Origin of the sequence: Nocardiopsis sp. TSRI0078 (genome assembly GCF_001905145.1) — a bacterium.
Taxonomy (GTDB): Bacteria; Actinomycetota; Actinomycetes; order Streptosporangiales; family Streptosporangiaceae; genus Nocardiopsis.
Genome location: NZ_LWLB01000035.1, coordinates 108865 through 128866 on the forward strand (window position 1 = coordinate 108865; position 20002 = coordinate 128866).

20 protein-coding genes are annotated in these 20002 nt (G+C 70.9%); 13 read left to right on the forward strand and 7 right to left on the reverse strand.

Annotated elements, in window-relative coordinates; all coding sequences use genetic code 11:
- The first annotated feature begins 193 nt into the window (after window positions 1–193).
- The 4 genes from pstC to A6A08_RS23490 all read left to right on the forward strand — a co-directional run bounded on the left by pstC (window position 194) and on the right by A6A08_RS23490 (window position 4437).
- The gene (pstC, locus tag A6A08_RS23475) at window positions 194–1159 is read left to right on the forward strand and encodes a phosphate ABC transporter permease subunit PstC (protein WP_073704804.1); all 966 of its coding nucleotides are present in this window, start codon (window positions 194–196) and stop codon (window positions 1157–1159) included.
- A complete protein-coding gene (gene pstA / locus A6A08_RS23480) occupies window positions 1156–2241 on the forward strand; it encodes a phosphate ABC transporter permease PstA (protein ID WP_073704805.1) in 1086 nt (361 codons plus the stop codon). Before pstC ends, pstA begins: the two co-directional genes overlap by 4 nt.
- Window positions 2242–2296: 55 nt before the next feature.
- Window positions 2297–3076 (forward strand): phosphate ABC transporter ATP-binding protein PstB, encoded by a 780-nt coding sequence (gene pstB / locus A6A08_RS23485; RefSeq protein WP_073704806.1) that lies wholly within the window; start codon window positions 2297–2299, stop codon window positions 3074–3076.
- Between the two features lie 395 nt (window positions 3077–3471).
- On the forward strand, window positions 3472–4437 hold the full coding sequence (locus A6A08_RS23490; RefSeq protein ID WP_073704807.1) for a nucleoside hydrolase: 966 nt from the start codon (window positions 3472–3474) through the stop codon (window positions 4435–4437).
- A 169-nt stretch (window positions 4438–4606) separates the two neighbouring features.
- On the opposite strand, the gene A6A08_RS23495 is transcribed toward A6A08_RS23490, so the two are convergent.
- The gene (locus A6A08_RS23495) at window positions 4607–5224 is read right to left on the reverse strand and encodes a DUF47 domain-containing protein (protein WP_073704808.1); all 618 of its coding nucleotides are present in this window, start codon (window positions 5222–5224) and stop codon (window positions 4607–4609) included.
- Between the two features lie 424 nt (window positions 5225–5648).
- Here A6A08_RS23495 and A6A08_RS23500 point away from each other — a divergent pair, with 424 nt between their 5' ends.
- From A6A08_RS23500 to purM, 3 genes are all read left to right on the forward strand, one after another.
- The gene (locus tag A6A08_RS23500; protein WP_073704809.1) at window positions 5649–6125 is read left to right on the forward strand and encodes a sterol carrier family protein; all 477 of its coding nucleotides are present in this window, start codon (window positions 5649–5651) and stop codon (window positions 6123–6125) included.
- Between the two features lie 9 nt (window positions 6126–6134).
- Window positions 6135–7631, forward strand: coding sequence for an amidophosphoribosyltransferase (gene purF, locus A6A08_RS23505; protein WP_073705035.1), 1497 nt, complete (start codon window positions 6135–6137; stop codon window positions 7629–7631).
- Between the two features lie 99 nt (window positions 7632–7730).
- On the forward strand, window positions 7731–8789 hold the full coding sequence (gene purM, locus A6A08_RS23510; protein WP_073704810.1) for a phosphoribosylformylglycinamidine cyclo-ligase: 1059 nt from the start codon (window positions 7731–7733) through the stop codon (window positions 8787–8789).
- A 150-nt stretch (window positions 8790–8939) separates the two neighbouring features.
- On the opposite strand, the gene A6A08_RS23515 is transcribed toward purM, so the two are convergent.
- Window positions 8940–9167: a DUF3073 domain-containing protein gene (locus tag A6A08_RS23515; protein ID WP_073704811.1), complete on the reverse strand. Its 228-nt coding sequence runs from the start codon at window positions 9165–9167 to the stop codon at window positions 8940–8942.
- 235 nt (window positions 9168–9402) lie between these two features.
- On the opposite strand from A6A08_RS23515, the gene A6A08_RS23520 reads away from it, so the two are divergent.
- Together A6A08_RS23520 and bldC are read left to right on the forward strand one after the other, a co-directional pair.
- Window positions 9403–10254, forward strand: a complete 852-nt coding sequence (locus tag A6A08_RS23520) for a hypothetical protein (protein ID WP_073704812.1) — start codon at window positions 9403–9405, stop codon at window positions 10252–10254.
- 704 nt (window positions 10255–10958) lie between these two features.
- Window positions 10959–11162 (forward strand): developmental transcriptional regulator BldC, encoded by a 204-nt coding sequence (gene bldC, locus A6A08_RS23525; protein WP_013155387.1) that lies wholly within the window; start codon window positions 10959–10961, stop codon window positions 11160–11162.
- A gap of 384 nt (window positions 11163–11546) precedes the next feature.
- Here bldC and A6A08_RS23530 read toward each other — a convergent pair whose 3' ends face one another.
- Together A6A08_RS23530 and A6A08_RS23535 are read right to left on the reverse strand one after the other, a co-directional pair.
- Window positions 11547–12863 (reverse strand): hypothetical protein, encoded by a 1317-nt coding sequence (locus tag A6A08_RS23530; RefSeq protein ID WP_242422844.1) that lies wholly within the window; start codon window positions 12861–12863, stop codon window positions 11547–11549.
- Between the two features lie 463 nt (window positions 12864–13326).
- Window positions 13327–14640 carry an LPXTG cell wall anchor domain-containing protein gene (locus A6A08_RS23535; protein ID WP_073705036.1) on the reverse strand — a complete coding sequence of 438 codons (1314 nt, stop codon included), beginning with the start codon at window positions 14638–14640 and terminating at the stop codon, window positions 13327–13329.
- 573 nt (window positions 14641–15213) lie between these two features.
- On the opposite strand from A6A08_RS23535, the gene A6A08_RS23540 reads away from it, so the two are divergent.
- The 4 genes from A6A08_RS23540 to A6A08_RS23555 all read left to right on the forward strand — a co-directional run bounded on the left by A6A08_RS23540 (window position 15214) and on the right by A6A08_RS23555 (window position 18410).
- Window positions 15214–16107: an N-acetylmuramoyl-L-alanine amidase gene (locus A6A08_RS23540; RefSeq protein ID WP_073704814.1), complete on the forward strand. Its 894-nt coding sequence runs from the start codon at window positions 15214–15216 to the stop codon at window positions 16105–16107.
- 82 nt (window positions 16108–16189) lie between these two features.
- Window positions 16190–16510, forward strand: a complete 321-nt coding sequence (locus tag A6A08_RS23545) for a hypothetical protein (protein WP_073704815.1) — start codon at window positions 16190–16192, stop codon at window positions 16508–16510.
- Window positions 16511–16537: 27 nt separating this feature from the next.
- Complete coding sequence (locus tag A6A08_RS23550) at window positions 16538–17254, forward strand: DivIVA domain-containing protein (RefSeq protein WP_073704816.1); 717 nt, start codon at window positions 16538–16540, stop codon at window positions 17252–17254.
- Between the two features lie 223 nt (window positions 17255–17477).
- Window positions 17478–18410 (forward strand): M48 family metallopeptidase, encoded by a 933-nt coding sequence (locus A6A08_RS23555; protein ID WP_199867026.1) that lies wholly within the window; start codon window positions 17478–17480, stop codon window positions 18408–18410.
- 5 nt (window positions 18411–18415) lie between these two features.
- Here A6A08_RS23555 and A6A08_RS23560 read toward each other — a convergent pair whose 3' ends face one another.
- The 3 genes from A6A08_RS23560 to A6A08_RS23570 all read right to left on the reverse strand — a co-directional run bounded on the left by A6A08_RS23560 (window position 18416) and on the right by A6A08_RS23570 (window position 19911).
- Window positions 18416–18676: a DUF6504 family protein gene (locus tag A6A08_RS23560; protein WP_073704817.1), complete on the reverse strand. Its 261-nt coding sequence runs from the start codon at window positions 18674–18676 to the stop codon at window positions 18416–18418.
- A gap of 135 nt (window positions 18677–18811) precedes the next feature.
- Window positions 18812–19282 (reverse strand): NUDIX domain-containing protein, encoded by a 471-nt coding sequence (locus tag A6A08_RS23565; protein ID WP_073704818.1) that lies wholly within the window; start codon window positions 19280–19282, stop codon window positions 18812–18814.
- 44 nt (window positions 19283–19326) lie between these two features.
- Window positions 19327–19911, reverse strand: coding sequence for a GNAT family N-acetyltransferase (locus A6A08_RS23570; RefSeq protein WP_073704819.1), 585 nt, complete (start codon window positions 19909–19911; stop codon window positions 19327–19329).
- Window positions 19912–20002 lie beyond the last annotated feature (91 nt).

The following is a 20002-nucleotide window of genomic DNA, read 5'->3' on the forward strand; positions in this document are numbered from 1 at the left end:
CGCACGTCACGACCATGGCGGGCCGGCCGGCGACCGGCCGCACACGGAACCCGGACGGGCCCTCGACGGGAGGGCGGTCCCCCGCCCCGGGGAGGACGGCGCCCCGTCGGGAACAACGAGACCAGGCACGCACGAAGGTGCACCGCACCGCACGGGCGAACCGCCCTGAGACCTTCCGAACCGGAGTCAACCCATGACGACCACGGACGCGCCCGAGACGGCACCGCCGTCCTCGGGCAAGCGCCGGATCGGCGACGTCGCCTTCGCCGGGCTCGCCCGAGGCTCGGGCCTCCTGATCCTGCTGATCCTCGCCGGGGTCGCAGCCTTCCTGATCGTTCAGGCCTGGCCGTCCCTGGCCGCCAACACCGCCGGCTTCCTGACCACGCGGGAGTGGGAGCCCAACGTCCGCGAGGATCCCGCGTTCGGTGTCGCCGCGCTGGCGTTCGGCACCGTGCTCGCCGCGGCCATCGCGCTGCTGCTGGCCACACCGGTGGCGATCGGGATCGCCCTGTTCATCGCCTTCTACGCGCCGCGCAGGCTGGCCTCGGTGCTCGGCTACCTGGTGGACCTGCTGGCCGCCATCCCCAGCGTCGTCTACGGCCTGTGGGGCATCGGCTTCCTCGCGCCGCAGCTGGTCCCCGTGTACCAGGCCATGACGCGCTACCTGGGCTGGATCCCGCTGTTCTCCGGCCCCGCCTCCACCTCCGCGCGCACCATCCTGACCGCGGGCGTGGTGCTGGCCGTCATGATCCTGCCGATCATCACCGCGATGTCGCGCGACGTGTTCCGCCAGACGCCGCAGGGGCACCGCGAGGCCGCCCTGGCCATGGGCGCCACCCGCTGGGAGATGATCCGGCTGGCCGTCCTGCCGTTCGGCAAGTCCGGGGTGATCGGCGGCGCCATGCTCGGCATGGGCCGCGCCCTGGGGGAGACCATGGCCGTCGCCATGATCCTGTCCCCCTCCCTCGTCCTCTCCTGGGACCTGCTGCAGAGCGGAAACCAGACCATCGCCGCGCACATCGCGCTCCAGTACCCCGAGGCCACCGGGTACGGCGTGTCCGCGCTGATCGCCGCCGGCCTGGTCCTGTTCGCGATCACCCTCGTGGTCAACATGGGCGCGCGCTACGTGGTGGCGCGGGGGAACAAGGAGTCACGATGAACACGACGACCACCCAGTCCCCCACGCCCGGTCCGGACACGGGCGCGCCCCGGCGCGACCTGCGCGGAGGGACGCTGCCGCGCCGCTTCCCGGCCGTCCTGCTGGCCTCCTGCGCCGCCGTGGTGGCGGGGGTCCTGCTGGCCTTCTCCTCCTTCGGCTTCCTCCTGTGGGGGGCGCTCACCGCCGTCGCGTACGTGGTGATCGTCGTGACCGCCTCGGCCCGCGTCGAGGACGGGCGCAAGGCCAAGGACCGGCTGGTCACCTCGCTCGTCTACGGGTGCTTCCTGCTGGCGATGCTGCCGCTGGCGTCGGTGCTGTGGACCGTGCTCACCAACGGCATGGCCCGGCTCGACGTCTACTTCCTCTCGGTGTCGATGAACGGCGTCCTGCCCAGCATGGACGCGGGCGGCGCCTACCACGCGATCGTCGGCACCCTGGCGATCACCGGCATGGCCACGCTCATCTCGGTGCCGGTCGGTGTGATGACCGCCGTCTACCTGGTGGAGTACGCCCGTGGCCGCATGAAGAAGCTCATCATGTTCTTCGTCGACGTCATGACGGGCATCCCGTCGATCGTCGCCGGCCTGTTCGTGGTGGCGCTGTGGATGGTGCTGTTCGGCCCGGGCCGGACCAACGGCGCCGCGGGCGCGATCGCGCTGGCGGTGCTGATGATCCCGGTCGTGGTGCGCTCCAGCGAGGAGATGCTGCGGCTGGTGCCGCAGGACCTGCGCGAGGCGGCGTACGCCCTGGGCGTGCCCCGGTGGCGGACCATCACCAAGGTGGTGCTGCCGACCTCCGCGGCCGGGCTGACCACAGGAATCATGCTCGCCATCGCGCGCGTTATCGGAGAGACGGCTCCACTGATCCTCACGGCGGGAACGTCGGCGGTGTCGATCAACTGGAACCTGTTCGACGGGCAGATGATGAACCTCCCGGTGTTCATCTACTCGCAGGTCCGCATGGGCGGCGCCATCAACTACGAGCGGGCCTGGGCCGCGGCGCTGACGCTGATCCTGGTGGTGATGCTGCTGTTCTTCCTGGCCCGCATGATCGGCCGCCTGTTCGCGCCGAAGGCCCGCTGACCCCAGACCAACCGCCCACGCCCCGCGCGCGGAGCAGACTCACGAGGAACTTCCAGTGGCGAAACGTATCGACGTCTCCGGACTCCACGTCTACTACGGCGACTTCCTGGCCGTGGAGGACGTGTCGATGACCATCGAGCCGCGGTCGGTGACGGCGTTCATCGGATCGTCCGGCTGCGGCAAGTCCACCTTCCTGCGGACCCTCAACCGGATGCACGAGGTGACCCCCGGCGCCCGTGCCGAGGGCAAGGTGCTCCTGGACGACCTGGACATCTACGGGCCCGACGTGGACCCGGTCATGGTGCGCAGCGAGGTCGGCATGGTCTTCCAGAAGGCCAACCCCTTCCCGACGATGTCCATCTACGACAACGTCATCGCCGGCGCCCGGCTCAACAGCAGGCGGATGAGCAAGTCCGAGGCGGACGACCTGGTGGAGGAGTCGCTGCGCGGCGCGAACCTGTGGGAGGAGGTCAAGGACCGGCTGAACAGGCCCGGTGCGGGCCTCTCGGGCGGTCAGCAGCAGCGGCTGTGCATCGCCCGCGCCACGGCGGTGAAGCCGTCGGTACTGCTGATGGACGAGCCCTGCTCGGCTCTGGACCCGATCTCGACCCTGGCGATCGAGGACCTCATCCACGAGTTGAAGGAGGACTACACGATCGTCATCGTCACGCACAACATGCAGCAGGCGGCTCGTGTGTCCGACCGGACGGCGTTCTTCAACCTGTCGGCCCCGGGCAAGCCCGGCAAGCTCATCGAGATGGGCGAGACGAACCAGATGTTCACGCGGCCGGAGAAGAAGGAGACCGAGAACTATATCACCGGCCGGTTCGGCTGATCCGTCACCTATACCTCCCCGAGAGTGGCCGGTGATCGAGTGGCCGGTGATCGAGTGGCCGGTTCGGCCGATCCGTCACCTGTACCTCCCCGAGAGTGGCCGGTGATCGAGTGGCCGGTTCGGCTGATCCGTCACCTGTACCTCCCCGAGAGTGGCCGGTGATCGAGTGGCCGGTTCGGCTGATCCGTCACCCGCAGCACCCCCGGAGTGGCCGGTGACGGAGTGGCCGGTTCGGCTGATCCGTCACCTGCACCTCCCCGAGAGTGGCCGCTTCGGCCGATCCGTCACCTGCACCTCCCCGAGAGTGGCCGGTGATCGAGTGGCCGCTTCGGCCGATCCGTTGCATACTCGTCTCCCATCGGAGGCGACCGACGGCGGCGGGCAAGAGGAGAAGCGTGACCACACCACTGGTGATCGACACCGACACCGCTCAGGACGACTGCGTGGCCCTCCTCGTCGGGCTGCTGGACCCGGAGGCCGACCTGCGCGCCATCACCATGGTGGCCGGGAACGTGGGCTTCGAACAGCAGGTGCGCAACGCCTTCCTCACCCTCAGCGTCGCCGGGCGCCTCGGCGAGGTGCCCGTGCACCTGGGCTCCCGCCGCCCGATCGTGCGGCCGTGGGTGAGCGCGGAGAACGTGCACGGCGACGGGTCGGGGGGCCTGTCCATGGACTGCTCGGGACTGGAGCCCGAGCGGGAGCACGCGGTGGACGCCCTGGTCCGGCTGGCCGCCGAGCACCCCGGTGAGCTGTCGATCGTGGCGATCGGGCCGCTGACCAACATCGCGATGGCCATGGCCAAGGACCCGGACTTCGTCAGCAACGTCGGCGCCCTGTACGTCATGGGCGGGTCCAACAACGGCCGCGGCAACATCACCGCCGCCGCGGAGTTCAACTTCTACGTCGACCCGGAGGCCGCGAAGGCCGTGTTCGCCGCGGGCTTCGAGATCACCGTGGTCCCGTGGGACCCGCTGACCCTGCGCGACGCGGTGTTCGACCAGGAGCGGCTGGACACCGTCGCCGCCCTCGGCACCCCCCTCTCGGACTTCTTCGGCCGCGTGTGCGCGGCGACGCTGGAGTTCGACCGCAGGGTGGGTATCGACGGCACCACGCACCCGGACTCACTGACCGCCGCGGTACTGCTGCACCCGGACCTGGTGCGCCGCTCCGGGCGGTACCACGTGGACGTGGAGACCTCGGGGGAGCTGACCCGCGGGTACGCGGCCATGTCCTGGGGTGTCCACGGGCTGGAGGCGAACGCGACGGTGGTCGAGGAGGTCGACGCCGACGGGTTCTTCGCCCACCTCGTGGAGGTGCTGTCCCGGCGGACCGTCCCCGCCCGCGAGATCACCGGCCTGTAGCCCCCCGCCCGCCTCCTCGCGCCAAGGGCGGCCTCGGCGGCCCCGGGCCGCCTTGGCACCTCCTGGGGCCCCTCGGCGGGCAGGAGGGCACGCCTGCCGCCCGCCGCCGGTCCTCACGGGGGTCTCGTTCGGGATGTCGGGGGTCTCGTTCGGGGGATCCGGGGCGTTCTCAGCCGTTCTTGACGACGATGGTCTCCACGGTGTTCGCGACGTGCTCGAACGCGTCGGCGGCCGTCTCCAGCTCCTCGATGACGTCCTTGAGCTTGAGGACGGTCAGGGCGTCGTACTCCCCGCTGAACAGGCGGGCGAGGAGCTTGCGGTAGATGCGGTCGGCCTGGTTCTCCAGCTGGTTGATCTCGATCCAGTACCGGTTCAGGTCCTCCAGCGCGCGGAGCCGGGGCATGGCCTCGGCGGTCAGCTCGGCGGCGCGCTCCAGCACCTCGATCTGGTCGATGATCCCCTTGGGAAGGCGCTCCAGGCCGTAGAGGCCGATCAGGTCGACGGCGGCCTCCATGGAGTCCATGACGTCGTCCAGGTTCGAGGCCAGTCGGTAGATGTCCTCACGGTGAATGGGTGTCGCCGAACTCTTGTTGAGGCGGCGCATGATCGCGTGGGTGGCGTCATCACCCGCGTGCTCACAGGCGCGCATCTTCTCGGTGATGGCCTCGCGGTCAGCCCCGTCGCTCATCAGCTCCACCAGCAGGCGGGCCGCGATGACCAGGTTGTTCGCCGAGTCGGTGAACATCTCGTAGTAACTGTCATCACGCGGGCGCAAGCGCAGGCGCACGTCGTTCTCCCGATGGTGCGGTGGTGTTCCTTGGTGGATGGTAAGCGCGCGGGCCGTCCGGTCCCGCGCGTCAGGGCAGGGCCGTACGGGTCCGGCGCCGCGGGGACGGGCGGACACGGACCTGGTTACCCCTTGTTCATCTCTGTCGGTGCCGCCGTATGGAACGCCCTGGGGGTAGGGGGTCCATCGCAATCCTCCCAATCTCGACAACACCGGGACGGTTCGGGACGCTACCGTGTCCCGCTCCCGCTGACCAGCGGTGCGCTGAGACAGGAATCACCCAATCGAGTGGAGACCGGCGAACAGTTCCGCCGATGTTCCCCGATGTCCACCTTCGGTCTATTTCTCGGCAATGACAAGTACCCGCCTCGTTCACCCACCCGATGCCCCGCGGCTCGCCGACCCGCCCCGTAGGCTTTCGCCCATGCCTTCCGCTCTGAGCGCGAGCGCCGCGCGGCGCCTGCGCGAGTCCCTGGACGAACAGCTCTCCGCGCTGGGAGAGGCCCCCTTCGAGGGTGGTGACGAGGCCGCCGTCGCCGCCTGCGCGGACGCGGTGCTGCGCGCCGACGAGCCGCTGCGCGCGGCCGTCAAGGCCGCCGTACGGGGCAGTCTCGCGGTGCTCGCGGACCGCGCCCCCGGTCACAGCCTGGAGGTGCGCGTGCCGCCGTACGGCGCCGTCCAGGCGGTCGAGGGGCCGCGGCACACCCGGGGCACCCCGCCGGGCGTCGTGGAGACCGACCCCCTCACCTGGCTCCGCGTGGCCACCGGACGCCTCCCCTGGGAACAGGCCGTCTCCGCACACCTGGTGCAGGCCAGCGGAGCCCGCTCCGACCTGTCCGGGCACCTGCCCCTGTGGCCGGTACCTCCCCCGGGTGGTGCCGGGCCGACGGCCAGGCACTAAGCTGTGGGTGTGTCGTACTCCGACGGCCGGCTCTCCATGGACCTCGATCCGCTCGAACGCGGCCCGCAGGACGCCTGCGGTGTCTTCGGGGTCTGGGCACCCGGCGAAGAAGTCAGCAAGCTCACCTATTTCGGCCTCTACGCCCTGCAGCACCGCGGACAGGAGTCCGCGGGCATCGCGCTGAGCGACGGGGAACGGATCGTCGTCTACAAGGACATGGGACTCGTCTCCCAGGTCTTCAACGAGGCGACCCTGGACTCCCTGCGCGGCCACCTCGCGATCGGCCACTGCCGTTACTCGACCACCGGTTCGCCGGTGTGGGAGAACGCCCAGCCGACCTTCTACACGGCGCGTGAGGGGGGTCTGGCGCTCGGCCACAACGGCAACCTGATCAACACCCCGGAACTGGCGGCGATGCTGCCCGACACCCGTCGGGACGCCACCACGGACACCGAGGTCCTCACGAACCTGCTGGCCGACCGCGCCAAGCACGGCAGCTCGGTGGAGGACGCGGCGGTCGAGCTCCTCCCGAAGGTCAGGGGCGCCTTCTCCCTGGTGTTCATGGACGAGAACACCCTGTACGCGGCGCGCGACCCGCAGGGCATACGCCCGTTCGTGCTGGGCCGCCTGGGCGAGACCTCCGACGCGGGCGGCTGGGTGGTCGCCAGCGAGACCGCCGCGCTGGACATCGTGGGCGCCACCGTGGTCCGCGAGATCGAGCCCGGTGAGCTCCTCACCATCGACGAGCGCGGGGTCCGGTCCCGCCGCTTCGCACCCGCCCGCCGCAAGGGCTGCCTGTTCGAGTACGTCTACCTCGCCCGCCCCGACACCACCATCGCGGGCCGCAACGTCAACTCCACCCGTGTGGAGACGGGCCGCCGCCTGGCCAGGGAGCACCCGGTGGAGGCCGACCTGGTCATCCCGGTGCCCGAGTCCGGCACGCCCGCCGCGGTCGGCTACGCCGAGGCCAGCGGCATCCCCTTCGCCCAGGGCCTGGTGAAGAACTCCTACGTGGGACGCACCTTCATCCAGCCGAGCCAGACCCTGCGCCAACTGGGCATCCGGCTCAAGCTCAACCCGCTGCGCGAGGTCATCGAGGGCCGCCGCCTGGTGGTCGTGGACGACTCGATCGTGCGCGGCAACACCCAGCGCGCCCTGGTGCGGATGCTGCGCGACGCGGGCGCCGCCGAGGTCCACGTGCGCATCTCCAGCCCGCCCGTGCTGTGGCCCTGCTACTACGGCATCGACTTCGCCACCCGCGCCGAGCTCATCGCCGCGAACCTGACCGTGGAGGAGATCGCCGAGTCGGTGAACGCCGACTCCCTGGCCTATGTGGACCTCGACGAGCTCATCGCCGCGTCGGAGGTGCCCAAGAACGACCTGTGCCGGGCCTGCTTCGACGGCGTGTACCCGATCGAGGTGGACGCCGACTCCCAGGGCAAGTACCTGCTGGAGAAGGCCTGCGGCACGCCCGAGGGCTCCACCCTGGCCACCAGCGACAAGTAGTCCGAGCCGGACCGGAACCCGGCGCGGCGGCTCCGCCGTGCCCGGGGGCGGGCCGCCGGAACCGCACCACCAACGCAACACAGCACGAGGAGAACTCGCGTGGCAGCCGACAGCACGGGGACGACGGGCGCGTACGCGGCCGCGGGCGTGGACATCGCCGCCGGTGAGCGCGCCGTCGACCTGATGAAGCGCCACGTGGCGCGCACCCGCCGGCCCGAGCAGGTGACCGACGCCAGCGGCTTCGCGGGCCTGTTCCGGCTCGACACGAGCAGGTACAAGGACCCGGTCCTGGCCACCTCCACCGACGGCGTGGGCACCAAGGTGCTGCTCGCCCAGCAGATGGACAAGCACGACACCATCGGCATCGACCTGGTGGCGATGGTCGTCGACGACCTCGTGGTCAGCGGCGCCGAGCCCCTGTTCATGACCGACTACGTCGCCTGCGGCGCGGTGGTCCCCGAGCGCATCGCCGAGATCGTCGGCGGCATCGCGGAGGGCTGCCACCAGGCGGGCTGCGCGCTGATCGGCGGGGAGACCGCCGAGCACCCGGGCGCCATGGAGCCCGACGAGTACGACCTCGCCGGTGCGGGCACCGGCGTGGTGGAGGGCGACGCGATCCTCGGCCAGGACCGGGTCCGCGAGGGCGACGCGGTCATCGCCATGGGCTCCTCGGGGCCGCACTCCAACGGCTACTCGCTCATCCGGCACATCGTGGACCGGGCGAACCTGGACCTGTTCGCACACGTCCCCGAGCTGGACGGGGTACTGGGCGAGGTCCTGCTCACACCGACCCGTGTGTACGCCAAGGACTGCGTCGCGCTGACCGGCGCGGTGGAGGTGCACGCCTACGCACACGTCACGGGCGGCGGCCTGGCGGCCAACCTCTCCCGGTCCCTGCCCGACCACCTGGACGCGGAGCTGGACCGCGCCACCTGGTCGCCCGCCCCCGTGTTCGGCCACCTCGCCGACAGGGGCGGGGTGAGCCGCGAGGACATGGAGGCCACGTTCAACATGGGCGTGGGCATGGTGGCGATCGTCGCGGCGGAGGACGCCGCACGCGCACTGGAGGTGCTGGCCGACCGAGGTGTCCCGGCCTGGTGGCTGGGCACGGTGACGGCCGGTTCCGGGCAGGCCGTCCTGACCGGCGAGTACGCGTGAACGGACGCGAACATAGCCGGTGCGAACCACCAGGGTGGTTCGCACCGGCTATATCCACCTGTCCGCTACGGCTTCCGAGTCGGAAAGCCGTGACCGCCACAGGTCAGCGGTTGTTGTCCGAGCGACCTGAAAGTCTCGGCCGACCAGGTGCTACTTGTCGGAGTCCGAGTACTTGTCGGCAAGATCCGCGTAACGGTCGACCAGGTCGTCGTGAGGATCCGCGTAGGCATCGTCCGGGCCCGACGGCCCGGAGGTAGACCCCTCGTCCTCAGCGACACCCAGCTCCGACCGCAGCCGATCAAGGTCGGTCCCGCCGGAGCTGTACTTGAGCTTCCGGGCGACCTTCTGCTGCTTGGCCTTGGCTCGGCCGCGCCCCATTGGCTCGACCCCCTCAACGATTGGGTTCCGACGAACCCCAGATCACTTACTAACCCGCACTATCGGGCTGACGGCCGTCAAACGCGACTGACGACAGGCGCCAGCTTACGTACACATACAACCGTACCTGGTCGGCCCCCGTCGTGCCTACGCCACCCGGGTGTGACGGACGTGGTGCGCACACGGAACGACGGCCTGTCAGGGGATCGCAGCGGTGAGTGCCACACGCAACGATATGTGCCACGATGCGTTCGTGCTGCCCTACACCGCCTACCTCCGCGTCTACCAGCCGATCCACGCGTTCTCCCCGTGCGACCGCAGCTACTGGGAGGAGTACGCGGCCTCGCCCGACCGGCCGCGGCGGATCAACGCGCTGGCGGCCGAGCACGCCGAGAGCCTGCGGCGGGTGGTCACGACCCCCCCGGTGGTGGCGCCGGCGGAGGAGAGCCGCAACGCCTACCTGCGGCGGGTGAACGAGCGCCTGTACGTCTGCCCGTGGCAGACGAGGCTGCGCTCGTGGCGGGCCTTCACGGAGTTCACCGACACGATGCCGGCGGGCGTGAGCGGGGCGTTCGTGCCGGTCCCCGAGGCCGAGCGCACCGCGGAGCGCTACCGGGAGTGGCGGGACTCGGGCGCGCTGGTGCGGCCGGGCATCCTGTCGAGCAACTGGACCATCCCGGTCCCCTGGTTCGTGCCCTTCCAGTCCCAGGAGCGGTGCCTGGTGCTGTCGTCCAACTCCACCCGGACGCTGCTGTACCTGACGCGGACCTCGCTGGCCATGCGCCGGGTCGAACACACGCTGGCGGTGCTGCGGGAGCACATCGGGGAGCAGGGGGTGTCGGCCTCGACCGAGAACCTGGCGGACTGGCTGTCCCTGACGGCCCATCCCGACTCGCTGCTGGAGCTGGACTACGGGGGCCTGCCGCACCTGCTCGACGACGACCACCTGAGCGAGGACCACTCGGTGGCCGAGGTGTCGGGGGCGGTGGAAGCCCTGGCGGCGGGGGAGGTCGAGCGCGTGCTGGAGTTGCGGGAGAGGCTCACGCGGCGCTGGAGGTCGGTACGCGCCCTGGAGCACGCCAACTGAGAGTTACGGTATCCCCAGTTTTTCGTGGACACACGCATGCCTTCCGTCGTCTCCGCATGGCCGGGGCACGCGCGCGCCACGCCGGTGTCCAACCTGGTACACCAGGTTTCTCGGCCCCCTCCGAAGACCTTTGCGCACGTAGCAACGGTGTGAGCCCGGACGTCGTCCGCGCACGACATCAAGCGTCGTGAAACTGGGCATAACGCCCGATAGGGATCGACGTAGACTGTGACCAGCCGATCACTGAGTGCACTCTGAGTAACCACGAAACCCTTGCCACACGGGCGTTCCGCGCATACCGACCCACCAGACGAAGCGCACGCAGTCCCGCCTCCGCCGGTCCGCTCCAGACCCCCCACACGGCGGCCGCCCAGGGCCACGCCCTCCTCCCCCCGGAGCGCGACACCGGGTTTCGGACAGGCCTACGTAGCACTTCGGGAACTCCGGATCGAGAAAAACGAGGCCGGAGAACGAAGTTTTGACCGAATACGCCACATGCCACTAAACGTGTCGCTAGAATCACTTAGCGTGACGCGGCCACGGGCGGCTTTCTGGCCTCCCATGTGCAAAGTTGCTTGGAGTGGTCGTACAATCACCTCGGGTGATGCCAATATAGACCTAGAGGGAATATTGGACATCCGGGCCAAGTGCCAGGATTAAGGCTCAAGGATCGGCACACAGATCCAGGAGGAGAGGCCGTACACATGTCAACTCGCACGCCCGAGGCGGAGCCCCTGTTGACCCCCGCCGAGGTTGCCACCATGTTCCGCGTGGATCCCAAGACCGTGACACGCTGGGCCAAGGCGGGCAAGCTGACCTCGATCCGCACCTTGGGCGGACATCGCCGCTACCGCGAGACTGAGGTCCGCGCCCTGCTGGCCGGAATCCCCAGCCAGCGTACGGAGTGATCTCCCGGTCTGTGCCGGTTCCGGGGGGAAACGGTCAGGCAGGCTCCGGCTGCTAACAAGGCCGGGCAAGGCTGACAATGGTCGAGGGCGGGTCTTCCGAGAAGGAGGCCCGCCTTCCGTGTGTCCCGGGCCGGGACCGAGCCGGGACGGGAACAGGGGTCCGACGCGGGGTCCGGGTTCCGGCCCCGGCGCCATGGGGGCCGGGAGGTCCGCCAGGCGGTGTTCCCCAGGACCTCCGCATCGCTCCGATCCGTGTCCGGGCGCCCGGAGAGCGGGAGCCCGGGCGGGTCCACCCGTTCCCCGCGGACCCGCCCGCGCCATCTCCGAAGCCCGCTGGCGCCCGCACAACCCCACGGGCGAAAAAACCCGGTCAAAAGACAGGCCCTAGCCGATCCGGTCGTCCATGGCGGTGGTGCGCTTGCGGGCCAGGAAGGTCGCGGCCGAACCGCCGCCGACCGCCACCACCGCGGCGGTGATCAGCGCGGCGAGCGAGCCGCCCGTGGTCGCCAGGCGCCCGACGCCCCCGGCCGCGTCCCCGGTCTCCGCGCTCCCCTCGCCCTTGTCCCCGGGCACCGGTGACGTGCTCGCGGCGCGGGTGGAGCCGAGGACCCACGAGTCCGCGAAGTCCACCGCGAACCCCTTCTCCTCCTCGGGTTCGCCCACCTGCACCCACACGGTCACCCAGCTGCGGCTCCCCCGGCCCTCCCACTCGGGGTCCTCGTCCCCGAAGGCCGTCTCGGCGGCCACGAAGCGGACGCTGACGGGCACCTCCAGGACCACGTCGCCGTCCTCGTCGAGCACCTCCAGGAGGTCGCGCACCACGATCCCGTCCTCGCCCGCCTCCAGCGGTCCCACGGAGGAGCCGAACGCGGTCAGGTCGCCGTGCGCGAACGTCGCCCCGGTCTCGCCCCCGTACGAGGCGGTGGCCGTGGTGGTCACGTCGGCGAGGGTGAACTCCACCGCGTTGCCGTCGGCGGAGACCGTCTCGGAACCGGTCTCGTCGAGGACGAACACGTCGTCCTCGCCCGGAGAGGCGCTGGGGGACGGGGTGGGGGAGGCGGTGGGGGACGCGGTGGCCCCCAGCGGTTCGTGCGAGGGGTTCTCTGAGGGCGTCCCGCCCGCCTGGGCCTCCTCCTGGCCCCCGGGAGCGGCGTTGACACCTCCGTCGGTCCCGGTTCCCCCCTCGCCGTCCACGGTCCCCCCGTCGCCCGGGGCGGGCCCGTCCCGCAACGGCGCGGGCTCCTTCTCCACCGGCTCGGCGGCCGAGGAGGGCAGGGGGGCCGGGGAGGGGACGGGGAGCGGTGAGGGGTCGGCGAGCGCCGCGTCCGGCGGTACGTCGATCATCCCGTGGGCGGCGAGGTCGGCCACACCCATCCGGAAGGACGCGGTCCGCACGGTGGAGGCGGCACGCGCCCCCGCGTCGTCGACCACGGTGTAGCTCTCGCCGTCGACCTCCAGGTAGTCCGCCATCGGGCCGAAGACGTCGTCGGCCGTGGCGCTGCCCTCGGTCGTACCGCCGAAGCCGGTGGCGGTCGAGTAGCCGGTGACGACGTCGCCGTCGGCCACCCAGGCCTGGGCGTTCCCCCAGACGAGCTGGTCCGCCAGGGCCGGCGGCACGGACACGGAGCCGATCACGCCGAGTGCGGTGAACAGGGCGCCGGCGCTGGCGAGGCGGCGTGCGGTCGACTTGGCGGGAGACACCACAACACTCCTGTTGTATCTGGGGGATGTCCGACCCGGGGGTCGGCCCGTGTCCACCGCGGGCGGCGGACAGGGTTGCCGGGCCGTCCTGGAAGGGTCGGCCGCGGTGTGCGGGGCGGTTCGGCACCGGGGCCCTCCCGCCCCGGAGGGGACTTACCGGTCTACGGCGCGTGGAGGGGCCGCTACCGCGAGCCTAACCCCTGGATCACAAAACGGAAACCATCTCTCGTACGGCGATCGGCAGACATATATGCACCAACCACCAGATAACGGAGGCAATTGGCAAGAAGTTCCGGGGTCGCGGGCGCAGGTCCGACAGAAGTGTCCAAGGACGGGCCCGGGTGCCGGGTGCCGAGGGCCGGGACGGTGGAACCGAGGGGAGGCAAGGGGGCTGGAAACACAGGAAGGCCCCGGGGAACACGTCCCCGGGGCCCGGTCGGCTCAGCCGACCGTCAAGCTAGGCCTAGCCCTCGCTGGTCTCCGCGGCGGAGGCAGCGGTGTTCTTCTTGCGGCGGGCGAAGTACGCGGCCGCGCCACCACCGGCGGCGATCGCGGCACCGGCCGCGATCAGGCCGCCGACCGGGCTGCCGGTCTGGGCCAGGGACTCGGTCGCCTTGGGCTCCGGCTTGGGCAGCGTCTCGGGGTCGCGGTTCGGCGGGTTCTTGTCGTCGCCCTCGTCCTCGTCCTTGCCGTCGTTACCGCCGTCACCGCCACCGGTGCCACCATCGTTGTCGGTCGACCTGACACCGATGCCGGCGTAAGCCGACCCGAGGGTGTACTGGCCGCCGAAGTACTCCGGGACGGTGAAGTCCAGGAGCAGGCTGGCGTGGGCGTCTTCCCAGGCGTAACCCGCGTCGTCGGTCTCGTGGATACCCTCCTCCCCCAGGACCGGCGGGCCGACCTTGGCGTCGACCTCGTTCACGGTCTCGCTGACCGTGCCTTCCACGTACGAGTACTTCTCCTCACCACTCCAACTCTGGGTGGTGGTGACACTCGCCCCGGTGATCGTGACGTCGAGGACGATCTCCTCACCGTTGGAGGACAACTCAGTGTTCTCCTCGCTCAGCGTGGTGACCTCGGGATCTGCACTCGGGGTGGGCACGGGGTCCTGACTGTCGGTCCCACCACCACCGACCTCATCGTCGTTGCCGTCACCCTCGTCGCCGCCGGTGTCACCATCGTTGCCCTCACCGTCGGAAGGACTCGGCGACGGGTCGCCCCCGGCACCATCACCCTCGTCGCCGCCGGTGTCACCATCGTTGCCCTCACCGTCGGAAGGACTCGGCGACGGGTCGCCCCCGGCACCATCACCCTCGTCGCCGCCGGTGTCACCATCGTTGCCCTCACCGTCGGAAGGACTCGGCGACGGGTCGCCCCCGGCACCATCACCCTCATCGTCCTCGTCGTTCTCTTCCTCCTCCTCGATCTGGTCGAGAATCTCCCCGAGATCGGAAGCGGTGAACACGAGGCGGGCACTGTTCACTGTGGTCGTGGATGAGGCGCCATTGGCATTCACCGTGGCCGTGGTGGAGGCGTCGATGGTGAGATAGTCGTCAATGACGAACTGGCCACCGTTGGAGCCGCTGTCCTCCTGCCCCTGCGGGGTGACATAGGTATCGGCAGCACCGGACCCGTAGGCGACGTGGGCACGAGCCCAGCCAGCAATCTCGGAGTCGGCGGCGGCGGGAAGAGCCGTGGCAATGCTGAGCGCGCCCAGGGCGGCGAAAGCGGCACTACCCTGCAGAATGCGGCGCGCTGTAACGCGGGTGTTCTTCAAGTCAATCCTCTTCGGATCGCCACAGTCCGAACTCGTCGGACTGGCCTGGATACGCATATCCACCACAGGCGTGGGGAGCCCGGGGGCGCGGACACGAACCAGGGTCGGATGGGGGACGGCGGGGGCACACAGAAGCCCCCTGCCAGCGAAAACGGGTGGAAACGGCCGCAACCACAAGAGCAAGGAGCCTGCGGGGCCGAATCGGAAGCACTTCCCATTTCCTACACAGGAGCCTACATCCACACAAAGCAAGAACTCAACCAAAAGAATAACAAAAGGATCACAGTGGACACTTCTGTTACCCTGGGCGACACAGCCATTCGCTACGGAAAAATTTTCGCGAACCCTGTAAACCCAACTCCGAGTCAAGCGTCTTACCAATAAGTGTGTCGCGCGGAAATGTCTTTGAATGGCTTCCGCCACCCGGCGTTCCCCCGCGGTCCACCGTGCGGTCCGGCGCCCTCCGCCCGTCCGACCGACCGGCTCCCGTGTCCCCGCGCCGACCGCGCTCCCCCGGCGCACGCCCCCTTTCGGGGGTAGGTTCCGGGCACCGCGAACGGCTAGGTTGTGGGCATGCCCGTCTCCGCACCGCCAGGGCCCCGGAGCCGCGCCACCCGCGCCCTGTCCCTCGCCTCCTCGCTCCTCATCCTCACCGCCGCCTGCTCGGCGCCCGGGACACCGTCCGCCGCCGACCCCACCGCGGCCCCGCCGCTTCCCGGGCCCGAGGACGGCGCCGGCCCGTCCGGAGGCGGCGCCCCCGGCGGGGACGCCAGGGGATCCGACGGCGGGCCCGCGGACGAGGGCCCCCTCCGCGCCCGGGTCGTCGTCATCGACCCCGGCCACAACGGCGGCAACGCCTCCGCGCCCGACGAGATCAGCGAGACGGTCCCCGCCGGACCGAACGAGAAGGCCTGCGACACCGTGGGCGCCGAGACCGCCAGCGGGTACGCCGAGCACGAGTTCAACTGGGACCTGTCCGTCCTGGTCAAGGAGAGGTTGGAGGAGGACGGCGCCACCGTCGTCCTCACCCGCGAGGACAACGAGGGCGTCGGACCGTGCATCGACGAGCGCGCGGGCATCGGCAACGACGCTGAGGCGGACGCGGCCGTGTCCCTCCACGCCGACGGCGGCCCCGAGTCCGGACGCGGGTTCCACGTCATCATGCCGGGCGGCGTCAGCGGTTTCACCGACGACATCGTGGAGCCCTCCCGGCTGCTCGCCGAGGACCTCCACCGCGCGTACCTGGAGGGCAGCGGCGTCCCCCACGCCGACTACCTCGCCGACGAGGGCCTGGACGAGCGCACCGACCTGGGCGGGCTGAACATGTCCGACGTGCCCAAGGTGTTCCTGGAGACGGGCAACATGCGCAACGCCGAGGACGCCGCGCTCATGGAGGACCCCGAGTGGCGTGAGCGGGCCGCCGACGCCATCGCCCGCGGCCTGGCCGACTACCTCATGCGCCGGTGAGGAGGACACGGGAACGTCCGCACCCGGCCACGAACGCCCGCGAGTGTGGCGGCGGACACCCCCTGGCAGGCATAATGCGTCCATGACGTCCCCTGCGCCCCAGCCCCTGCCCGCCTTCGACGTGATCCTGCGGGGCTTTCACCGCCGCCAGGTGGACGACCTCCTCGACCGCGTCAACTTCACCCTGGCCACGCTCACCGGCACCCCGGCCTTCACCGACGCGGCGATACCGATCACCGGTCTGCCCCCCGAGCAGACCCCGGAGCCCATCACCGCCCAGGAGCTGCGGGATGCCACCCTGGACCTGGTCCTGCGCGGATACGACCGCGACCAGGTCTCCCACGTCCTGTCCGACCTCGTGGAGCGGCTCGCCGACGCCGAGTCGCGCACAGCACGGGGATGACCGCCCGGGGAACCTCGGAACTGCACAATGGGGACCATGCCTCTGACACCGGCGGACATCCGCGAGAAGAAGTTCCACACGGTGCGTCTGCGCCCGGGCTACAACGAGGAGGACGTCGACGAACTCCTCGACCGGGTCGAGGCGACGCTCGTCGCCCTGGAGGGCGGGCCGCGCACCGGCCCCCTCATCACGGCCGACGAGGTGCGCAACGCGCGGTTCCGCACCACGAGGCTGAGCCCGGGCTACCGCGAGGACGAGGTCGACGACTTCCTCGACATCGTGGTCGCCGACCTGGCCGGACGCGGGCTCGGGCGCACCAGCGGCCGGGAGCAGCCGCCTCCCCTGCCCCCCAGGGCCGCGGGCGGCCCCGCCGGCCCGGGCACCGCCTCGCGGACGCACGGTCACCAGCCGGGCGAACCGCCGAGGCACACCGGGACCGGGATGCCGGGCCGACCGCCGCGCCGCTTCGGGATGACCCCCGAGGACGTCCGGCGGCAGCAGTTCGCCACGACCCGGCTGACCACGGGCTACAACGAGCAGGAGGTCGACGACTTCCTGGACCGCGCCGAGTACACGCTGGCCATGCTCCAGCAGGGACGTCCGGACCAGGTGTCCCTCACCGCCGCGGAGGTGGAGCGGGTCCAGTTCGCCACCACGCGCGCGCGGCCGGGGTACGACCCCGCGCAGGTGGACCGCTTCCTGGACGTGCTCGCCGAGGAGCTACACCAGTACGAGCAGTCCTGACCGACCTTCACTCCGTGTGAGGGACCGGGGTCGGGGCGCCCGGGTGACGGGAACGCTCCGGCACCGGTGGCGCGCCAGGTCCTGCCCGGTGGAAGCGGACAGGGTTTCGGACACGCCGTCGCGCGCCAAGCCCACCCTCAGGGCAGCGGAAAGTAATATTTGGACACAGGAAGTAGTCATCCCCCGCTGTCCCGCAGACCGCAGCGACCCGAGGGGAGGCAGGATGTCCCATGTGACGCCGCCGGAGGGGCGTACAGCCGCCTGTTCGATCCACGGTGCGCCAGGCTGTTGCGCGGCGTCCGGCCCGGGAGCGGACCGGCGGCACTCCCCGCCCGGCTACTCCGATGAGCTGTACGCGCTCGACTCCGACGAGGAGGTCGTCCCGGCTCCCGCGCACCCGTGGGAGGCTCCGCTGCTGGCCGTGTGCGTGGGCGTGACCCTGCTGATGGCCGCCGGGCTGGTCCACCTGGTGTGGTCCGCGACGGGGTCGTGGGTGTGGGCTGCCGCCGCCCCGACCGCGGTGGCCGCGGTGCACTGGAAGGCGCGGGGGCTGCTGTACGCGCGGCTCAGGGCGGAGTCGGTGAAGATCTCGCCCACCCAGTTCCCCGAGGTGTACCGGACCGTGGTGTCGCTGGCCGCCGGGATGGGGCTGCACCGGACCCCGGAGGCGTACGTGCGGGTGGGAGGGCGGTCCTGGGGGACGGACGCCGCCGGGCACGGACTGCACCGGTACCTGGTGCTGTCGGACGAGCTGTTCGGTCCGGACGGCAGGGTCCGCGACCCCCGGGCGCTGGCCTTCCTGGTCGCGCACCAGCTGGGGCACGTGGCCGCCGGGCACACCGGCTTCTGGCGAAGGACCGCGACCCTGGGCGCGGACCTGGTCCCCGGCCTGGGGGCCGCGCTGTCGCGGGCCATGGAGTACACGGCCGACAACCACGCCTACGCCCACGTCCCCGAGGGGGCGCACGCCGCGCGGATCACCGCCGGGGGCGGCCGCATCCACACGCGGGTCAACATGGGCGAGATGGCGGACCGTGCGCGCACCGACCGGGGCCCCTCGCTCCTGCTGTACCACCTGCTGGTCCGGCGCCCCGGCAACACCCGCCGGATGGCCGCCCTGCGCGACCGCACCCGGCGCGGCAGGATCTTCCTGTAGTACCGCTAGTTCCACTGGCGGCGCATGGTCCAGCGGTCGGACCCGGCGTCACGGGAGATGTCGACGATGCTGGGCTCCCCGGCGTCGGACTCGGCCGAGACGCGGAGCATGTGCACCCGGGCGGCGGGAGCGCCGGACGCCTCGGGGGGCGCGGGCCAGTCGCCGATGATCCTGCGTACCCGGAACGTCCGGCCGCGCCAGGTGAACCGCACGGGGCTTCCGCCCTCGGTGGAGCGGACGTCGATCTGTTCGTTCAGAAGACTCACGCGGGCAGCCTATCGAACTCGTGTTCGAACAAGTCAAGGGTCTTGGAAGGGCCGGACCCCACGGGCCCGGCGGTCGCGGAACACCCTAGGGGCATGCGGTGCGGAGGGTGGGGGACCCTCGGTCGGCGTGTCGGCTCAGGTGACGTAGAAGGGGGCCGGACGGTCCTCGCGGGCGTACCCGATGCGGTCGAGGATGCGCTGGGGCATGTCCGGCAGGGCGTTCGGAGCGAACCAGCGCACCTCCAGCGTCTCGTCGCCGCCGGCGTCGGGGGCACCGCCCACGGGGCGGCAGCGGAAGGCCAGGTCGAGGAACTGCGCCCGGTCGCCGTTGGGGTAGGTGAAGGGCTCCTGGGCGGCCACGCTGGCGAGCCGCTCCACCTCGACCTCCACACCGGTCTCCTCGCGGACCTCCCGGACCACGGCCCGGGCGGGTTCCTCCTCCGGCTCCAGGATGCCGCCGGGCGTGGACCAGCGGCCGTCGTCGGCGCGCCGGTGCAGCAGGACCCCGCCCTCCTCCCCGATCACCACGGCCGTCACGCCCACGAGGGGCAGGAGGCCGTGTCCGACGTGGCGGCGCAGTGCGAGGACGAACTCGGGAACGGGCATGGACCCGAGACTAACCGCTGTGCGGCCGACGGGCCGCGCAACCGCTACCCGTTCCGGGCGGCGCGCGGCCCGGCGTACTCCTCGGCCAGGATCGACATCAGCACCGCGTCGTGCCACTCGCCGTCCCAGCGCAGGTACCCGCGCCAGACCCCCTCCCTCACGAACCCGGACCGGGCGTAGGACTTCTGGGCACCGGTGTTGAACGCGAACACCTCCAGGGCGACCCGGTGCAGCCCGGCCACGGTGAAGGCGTACTCCAGGACCAGGTCGGTGGCCTCGGTGCCGTAGCCCCTCCCGGTGACGGACATGCTGTTGAGCGCGATCCGGTAGCCCGCGCAGGCGTTGTCCGGGTCCAGGTCGATCAGGGCGCACTCGCCCAGGGGCGCGCCGCTCTCCTGGTCGAAGACGACCCAGTCGGCGCGGTCGTGGTGGTCGGGGCGGGTCGCGGCCCAGCGGCGCAGCTCCTCCTCGGTGAACCCGCGGTGGGTGCCGGTGAGGCGGCGCACCTCCGGATCCATGTTCAGGATGGGTTCGATGAAGTACTCGCCGGTCACGGCGTCGAGCGGTTCGAGGCGGACCCTCGCCCCGGTGAGGACGGGCTGGTCGCGGAAGACGTCGTGAGGCACCATGTCCGGATCCCACCAGAGTCGGCAGGAGGGCACAACCGCTTTTCGGAACGTGCCCGGGCACCCCTGTACGATCCGGGCACAGTGTGCCGCG

What these genes read in the sequence shown, in the direction of transcription:
- A6A08_RS23520 (WP_073704812.1), top strand. Translation starts at nt 9,403, where the DNA reads ATGTGCCACGATGCGTTCGTGCTGCCCTACACCGCCTACCTCCGCGTC.
- A6A08_RS23500 (WP_073704809.1), top strand. Translation starts at nt 5,649, where the DNA reads ATGCCTTCCGCTCTGAGCGCGAGCGCCGCGCGGCGCCTGCGCGAGTCC.
- pstA (WP_073704805.1), top strand. Translation starts at nt 1,156, where the DNA reads ATGAACACGACGACCACCCAGTCCCCCACGCCCGGTCCGGACACGGGC.
- A6A08_RS23540 (WP_073704814.1), top strand. Translation starts at nt 15,214, where the DNA reads ATGCCCGTCTCCGCACCGCCAGGGCCCCGGAGCCGCGCCACCCGCGCC.
- A6A08_RS23570 (WP_073704819.1), bottom strand. Translation starts at nt 19,911, where the DNA reads ATGGTGCCTCACGACGTCTTCCGCGACCAGCCCGTCCTCACCGGGGCG.
- A6A08_RS23565 (WP_073704818.1), bottom strand. Translation starts at nt 19,282, where the DNA reads ATGCCCGTTCCCGAGTTCGTCCTCGCACTGCGCCGCCACGTCGGACAC.
- A6A08_RS23515 (WP_073704811.1), bottom strand. Translation starts at nt 9,167, where the DNA reads ATGGGGCGCGGCCGAGCCAAGGCCAAGCAGCAGAAGGTCGCCCGGAAG.
- A6A08_RS23545 (WP_073704815.1), top strand. Translation starts at nt 16,190, where the DNA reads ATGACGTCCCCTGCGCCCCAGCCCCTGCCCGCCTTCGACGTGATCCTG.
- A6A08_RS23550 (WP_073704816.1), top strand. Translation starts at nt 16,538, where the DNA reads ATGGGGACCATGCCTCTGACACCGGCGGACATCCGCGAGAAGAAGTTC.
- A6A08_RS23555 (WP_199867026.1), top strand. Translation starts at nt 17,478, where the DNA reads ATGTCCCATGTGACGCCGCCGGAGGGGCGTACAGCCGCCTGTTCGATC.
- bldC (WP_013155387.1), top strand. Translation starts at nt 10,959, where the DNA reads ATGTCAACTCGCACGCCCGAGGCGGAGCCCCTGTTGACCCCCGCCGAG.
- pstC (WP_073704804.1), top strand. Translation starts at nt 194, where the DNA reads ATGACGACCACGGACGCGCCCGAGACGGCACCGCCGTCCTCGGGCAAG.